Below are 5,853 nucleotides of genomic sequence, written 5' to 3' on the forward strand. Positions count from 1 at the left end.
CGCTGCCTCGGCGCAGGTGCTCGAGCACGGTCAGCGGGCCGAGCCGCCTGCCGAGGTCGGCCGGAGTCAGGCCCGCCGCGCGGTAGTCGAGCGCGCGCTGGTCGAGCGGGCTGATACCCGCGTCCCACCACGCCTTCGCCTCGTCCACGTCGCCGATCATCTGCCACCACCCGGCGGCCGCGCTGAGCAGCTCGTCGGGCGCGTCCGGCAGCCGTTCCCGCATCGCCGTGAGGTAGTCCGGGTCGGTGAGATCGACCGGCGCCCACGTCGCGCCGTCCCTGTCCCTGCGCTGAGCGGGGATCCCGGGCGAGGCGGCGGACCCGGCTTCGGCGAGCCACTCGGTCGCGATCCGGCTCACCTCCCGGTCCTCGGCGGTCTGCTCACGCTCGGCCGCCCACTGCCGGATCACCGCGTCAACTCCGGAATCTCGCATTCGCCTGCCTCCTTCTGCACCGCACTGCCTGGGGTCGAAGACTGGTCGAGCAACGTTGTTCGAGGTGGGAGCGGAAATGTCGGTGCACCGCTCGATCACGCAATGTGAGCACCGTAGGAGAACCGGCCCGAGATTCGGAAGAGGTGACAAGGGGTCAATTTCGTCGACCAGTGGGTTCAGGACCTGAATCCACCCGTTTGTCGGAGCGAAACGGAACGTCCGAAAGTGATCGACTACGCTCGGTGCCCAGGCCGGACGAGGCCCTCCCCAGGGCGCAGCACAAGACCCGGCACCCCGTCCAGGGTGCCGGTGACCTGCGATCGAAGTGTCAGGCGAACAGGCTCTGGAAGAAGGTCACGATGGCCTCGGCACCGTCCTTGAGCCAGCCGAGCGCCGAGCGCACCGCGTCGGCAGACTCGGTCGGCCGGGAGATCAGCAGGAATAAGACGAGCGCGACGGCGCCAAAAATGAGGAACTTCTTCAGACCCGGCGACATAACTCCACCCGATTCCTGCCCGGCGTCACGACGCATTGTCGGGCGGCGTTCGTGACGACTCGACTTCCGCCCGCACTCATCATGCCCCAGCGCCGCGTACCGCGACAGGCAATCACGCGAAGGTGTCCGTGCGCAACACCCTGTGCCGAGCGCGTCTTCAGGCGATGGTGCCCGCCGCGCGGAGACGGTCGATCTCGGCGGGATCGACGCCCAGTTCGGTGAGCACCTCCGTGGTGTCGGACCCCTTCTCGTGCGGTGGGCGCGGGTCCGGTGCGGGCGTGCGGTCGAACTTCGGGCCCGGCGCGGGCTGGGTCATACCCCCGACGTCGACGAACGTGCCGCGCGCGGCGTTGTGCGGGTGCTGGGGCGCCTCCCACGGCGCCAGCACGGGAGTCAGGCACGCGTCGGTGCCCTCCGCCTTGGCCATCAGCTCGTCACGGGTGTGCCTGCCGATCGCCTCGGCGAGGATCTCCCGCAGCCGGGGCCACTCCCGCGCGTCGATGTGGACGGGCAGCCGCTCGGGGTCGAGGTCGAGCACCTCGACCAGCGCGGTCCAGAACCGCCCTTCGATCGCGCCCACGGCGACGTGACGGCCGTCGGCGGTGGTGTAGGTGTCGTAGAACGGGGCACCGCCGTCCAGGACGTTCTCGCCCCGGTCGCCGTTCCACAGCCCGCTCGCGCGGAGCCCGAACAGGTGGGTGGTCAACAGTGCCGAGCCTTCCACCATGGAGGCGTCCACGACCTGGCCGCGGCCGGAGGTGCCCCGCTCGAACAGCGCGGCGAGCACGCCCATGGCCAGGTACATTCCGCCACCGCCGAAGTCGCCGAGGAAGTTCACCGGCGGGACCGGCCGTTCGCCCGTCCGGCCGATCGGATGCAGCGCCCCGGAGAGGCCGATGTAGTTGATGTCGTGCCCGGCGGAGTGCGCCAGCGGCCCGGTCTGGCCCCAGCCGGTGATGCGGCCGTAGACCAGCCGCGGATTACGGGCGCACACCTGCTCCGGGCCGAGTCCCATGCGCTCGGCCGCGCCCGGGCGGAAGCCCTCGACGAGCACGTCCGCGCGCTCACACAGGCGCAGCACCAGCTCGACGCCGTCGGCGCTCTTGGTGTCGACGCCGATGGTCCGGCGCGAGCGCAGCAGCGGGTCGTTCTCGACGCCGAGCACGTCGGCGGCGGGAGCGGCGCGGTCGACCCGCACCACCTCCGCGCCGAGGTCGGCCAGCAGCGTGCAGGCGAACGGCGCGGGCGCCAGTCCCGCGAGTTCGACGACGCGGAGTCCGCGCAGCGGTCCGGCGTTCATGCCCAGCCCTTCCTGTCCGTGGGTACCCGCCTCACAGAGCCCGGGAGATGATGTCCTTCATGATCTCGTTGGTCCCGCCGAAGATGCGCGAGACCCGCACGTCGGCCCACGCGCGCGCGATCGGGTACTCGGTCATGTAGCCGTAGCCGCCGAACAGTTGCAGGCACTCGTCGACGACCTTGTTGACCCGCTCGGTCGTCCACAGCTTGGCCATCGCCGCACCCTGCACGTCCAGCTCGCCCCGCAGGTGCCGCTCGATGCACCGGTCGAGGAACGCCCGCGCGACGGCGGCTTCGGTAGCGGCCTCGGCGAGCTTGTACCGGGTGTTCTGGAAGCCGAAGATCGGGCGTCCGAACGCGGTGCGCTCCTTGGTGTAGTCCAGCGTCTGCTCGATGGCGCTTTCCATGCCCGCGACGGCGGTCACGGCGATGATGAGCCGTTCCTGCGGAAGCTGCTGCATGAGCTGCACGAAACCGAGGCCCTCCTGCTCGCCGAGCAGGTTGTCGGCGGGCACCCGCACTCCGTCGAAGAACAGCTCGGCCGTGTCCTGCCCGTGCATGCCGACCTTGTCCAGTGTGCGGCCACGCCGGAAACCCGGTGTCGAGGTCTCCACCACGATCAGCGAGACACCCTGGGCTCCCGCGTCCGGGTCGGTCTTGACCGCGACCACGACGAGGTCGGCCAGCGCGCCGTTGGTGATGAAGGTCTTGGCTCCGTCGATGACGTAGTCGTCGCCGTCGCGCACCGCGCGGGTCGCGATGCTCTGCAGGTCGGAACCGGTGCCGGGCTCGGTCATCGCGATGGCGCCGACGAACTCGCCGCTGACCAGCTTCGGCAGCCAGCGCCGCTTCTGCTCCTCGGAGGCGTAGGCGAGCAGGTAGTGCGCCACGATGCCGCTGTGCACGGTGACGCCCCACGCGCTGTCGCCGCTGCGGGCCTGTTCCTCGTACAGCACCGCCTCGTGGGCGAACGTGCCCCCGCCCCCGCCGTACTCCTCGGGCACCGAGAGCCCGAGCAGGCCCACGTCTCCTGCCTTGGTCCACAGCTCACGGTCGATCCGCTTGGCCTCGGCCCAGCGTTGCTGGTGCGGGGTGAGCTCGTTGCGGCAGAAGGTCCTGGCGAGGTCGCGCAGTGCGTCCAGATCCTCGGTCATCCACGGGCTTCGCTGGGTGGGCAGCGGCACGGTACTCCTCCGGGTCGCGGGCGACTGGAAAACATTACGGACGGAAGGTAAGTTCTCATCGGAATGTACCTCCACCCGGACGGCCGGTAAAGGACGCGCGCCCCCGGTGTCCGGGCGCCGACCGAACGGGGTGAGCCCGACAGCCGTGACCACGCCGGAACGCAGGCACCGCACGCAGGCCGAACGCACGGCCCGCACGCGCGCCGCACTGCTCGACGCGACCATCGACAGCCTGGTCGAACGCGGGTACGCCCGGTCGTCGATGCAGGAGATCTGCGCGCGCGCCGGAGTCTCCAAGGGCGCCGCGCAACATCACTTCACCGACAAGGCGGAACTGATGGCGGCGGCGGTGGAACACCTGACCACCCGCATCGCCGAGCGGCACATGCCCGTACCGGACCGGCTGCCGGACGGCCCCGACCGGGTCGCGGCGCTGATCGACCTGCTGTGGGAATCGTTCTCCGGCACGCTCGCCAGCGCGGCACTGGAGCTGTGGACCGCCGCACGCACCGATCCCGAGCTGCGCGAGACCATGCGGCCGGTCGACCGTGCCCTCGGCCGGTCCACGCTGGACCGCATCGCCACACTGGTGCCCGAGATGCCGCGGCACCGGCTGGAGACGCTGTACTGGCTGACGGTCAACCTCACCCGCGGGCTCGCGCTCGACGCCGAGCTCGGGGGTGACCCGCGACGCCGGGCGGACCTGCTGGACGAGTGGAAGCGGATCGCGCGGTCACTGCACACCTGACGCGGCGCGCGCCGGAGGGTTTCACCACGCCGTACCGGCGGTATGCTCCGGAGCCGGACCGGACTACTCGCGAGTAACACTTGGTGGAGGCGCCATGACCCGCACGACTCGGGAGGCGGCGGCACACGCCGCGCGGCCCGACGATCGCCCGGACACCCTCGGCGGGGTGCCGGGAGCACCCTCGCCGGCCCGGGCCCAGGCCCTGCTCGCCCGGGTGACCACCGGCGCGGACGCCAGCTCGGCGACCGTGACGGCGCCGTTCACCGGGCTGACCAGCGCCGTGGTCCCCCAGGGCACCGACGAGCACACCCGGTCGGTGTTCGGCAGGGCCCGCCGGGCGCAGGAGGCGTGGGCCCGGCGCCCGGTCGCCGAGCGACAGCAAGTGCTGCTGCGCCTGCACGAACTCGTCCTCGCCCACCAGGACGAGGGCCTTGACCTGGTGCAGGTGGAGTCGGGCAAGTCCCGGATCGACGCCTTCGACGAGATCAGCGCGACGGCGCTGGTCGCCGCCCACTACGGCAGGCACGCCGCCCGCCTGCTCGCGCCCCGGCGCGCGCCCGGGGTCCTGCCCCTGCTCACCCGGGCGAGCCAGCTCCGGCACCCCAAGGGTGTCGTCGGCGTCATCTCGCCCTGGAACTACCCGCTCGCGCTGACCGCGATGGACGTGCTGCCCGCGCTGGTGGCGGGCAACACCGTGGTACAGAAGCCGGACAACCAGACCGCCCTGTCGGCGCTGTGGCTGCACGAACTGGCCGAGCGCGCGGGACTGCCGGTCGAGGCGTGGCACATCGTGCTCGGCCGGGGCTCGGCGATCGGCGACGCGCTGGTGGAGGAGTCGGACTACGTGTGCTTCACCGGCTCCACCCCGACGGGCAAGACGCTCGCCGGGAAGATCGCCGGACGGCTGACCGGCTACTCCCTCGAACTCGGTGGCAAGAACCCCATGATCGTGCTGCCCGACGCCGACGTGGACGCGGCGGCGGCAGGCGCGGTGACGGCGTGCTTCTCCTCCGCCGGACAACTCTGCGTGTCGGTGGAGCGGATCTACGTGCACGAGAGCATCCGCGCCGACTTCCTCGCCGCCTTCGCCGCCCGCACCCGGGCCCTGACCCTCGGCGGCGCGCTCGACTACCGCGCCGACGTCGGTTCGCTGACCACACCGGACCAGCTCGCGGCCGTCACCGAACACGTGGCCGACGCACGGGCGGCAGGCGCCACGGTGGTCACCGGCGGACACGCCCGGGCCGACCTCGGACCGCTGTTCTTCGAACCCACGATCCTCACCGACGTCGACGAGAGGGCGAAGGCGTTCGCCGACGAGACCTTCGGCCCGCTGGTCTCGGTCTACGGCGTCGCCGACACCGACGAGGCCGTCGCCCGGGCCAACGACACCCCGTACGGGCTGAACGCGAGCGTGTGGTCCCGTGACACGCGCGAGGCCGCCCGGGTGGCCGCACGCCTCAAGGCGGGCACGGTCAACGTCAACGAGGGCTACGCCGCCACCTTCGGCACCGTCGGCGTTCCGATGGGCGGCATGAAGGACTCCGGCGTCGGCAGGCGCAACGGCGCCGAAGGGCTGCTGAAGTACACCGAGAGCCAGTCGATCGCCGTGCAGCGCGGCCTGCGGCTGCGGCCGCCGAGGGGACTGCCGCCCCGGCTCTGGGCCCGCGCGATGACGACCGGCCTGCGCCTG

At 71.6% G+C, this 5,853-nt stretch carries 6 protein-coding genes; 2 read left to right on the forward strand and 4 right to left on the reverse strand.

Annotated features, from left to right (window positions below; genetic code table 11):
- From SACSA_RS23130 to SACSA_RS0114720, 4 genes are all read right to left on the reverse strand, one after another.
- On the reverse strand, positions 1-433 hold a 433-nt coding region (locus SACSA_RS23130; protein ID WP_048876832.1), incomplete at its 3' end, for a hypothetical protein.
- A 328-nt stretch (positions 434-761) separates the two neighbouring features.
- Positions 762-929 (reverse strand): hypothetical protein, encoded by a 168-nt coding sequence (locus SACSA_RS26225; protein ID WP_019816658.1) that lies wholly within the window; start codon positions 927-929, stop codon positions 762-764.
- 157 nt (positions 930-1,086) lie between these two features.
- Complete coding sequence (locus SACSA_RS0114715) at positions 1,087-2,229, reverse strand: CaiB/BaiF CoA transferase family protein (RefSeq protein WP_019816659.1); 1,143 nt, start codon at positions 2,227-2,229, stop codon at positions 1,087-1,089.
- A gap of 31 nt (positions 2,230-2,260) precedes the next feature.
- Positions 2,261-3,412: an acyl-CoA dehydrogenase family protein gene (locus tag SACSA_RS0114720; RefSeq protein WP_028661893.1), complete on the reverse strand. Its 1,152-nt coding sequence runs from the start codon at positions 3,410-3,412 to the stop codon at positions 2,261-2,263.
- A gap of 145 nt (positions 3,413-3,557) precedes the next feature.
- On the opposite strand from SACSA_RS0114720, the gene SACSA_RS0114725 reads away from it, so the two are divergent.
- Together SACSA_RS0114725 and SACSA_RS0114730 are read left to right on the forward strand one after the other, a co-directional pair.
- Positions 3,558-4,160, forward strand: a complete 603-nt coding sequence (locus tag SACSA_RS0114725; protein WP_019816661.1) for a TetR/AcrR family transcriptional regulator — start codon at positions 3,558-3,560, stop codon at positions 4,158-4,160.
- A 94-nt stretch (positions 4,161-4,254) separates the two neighbouring features.
- A partial coding sequence (locus SACSA_RS0114730) for a succinic semialdehyde dehydrogenase (protein WP_019816662.1) occupies positions 4,255-5,853 on the forward strand: 1,599 nt, incomplete at its 3' end.

The organism is Saccharomonospora saliphila YIM 90502 (assembly GCF_000383795.1).
GTDB lineage: Bacteria > Actinomycetota > Actinomycetes > Mycobacteriales > Pseudonocardiaceae > Saccharomonospora > Saccharomonospora saliphila.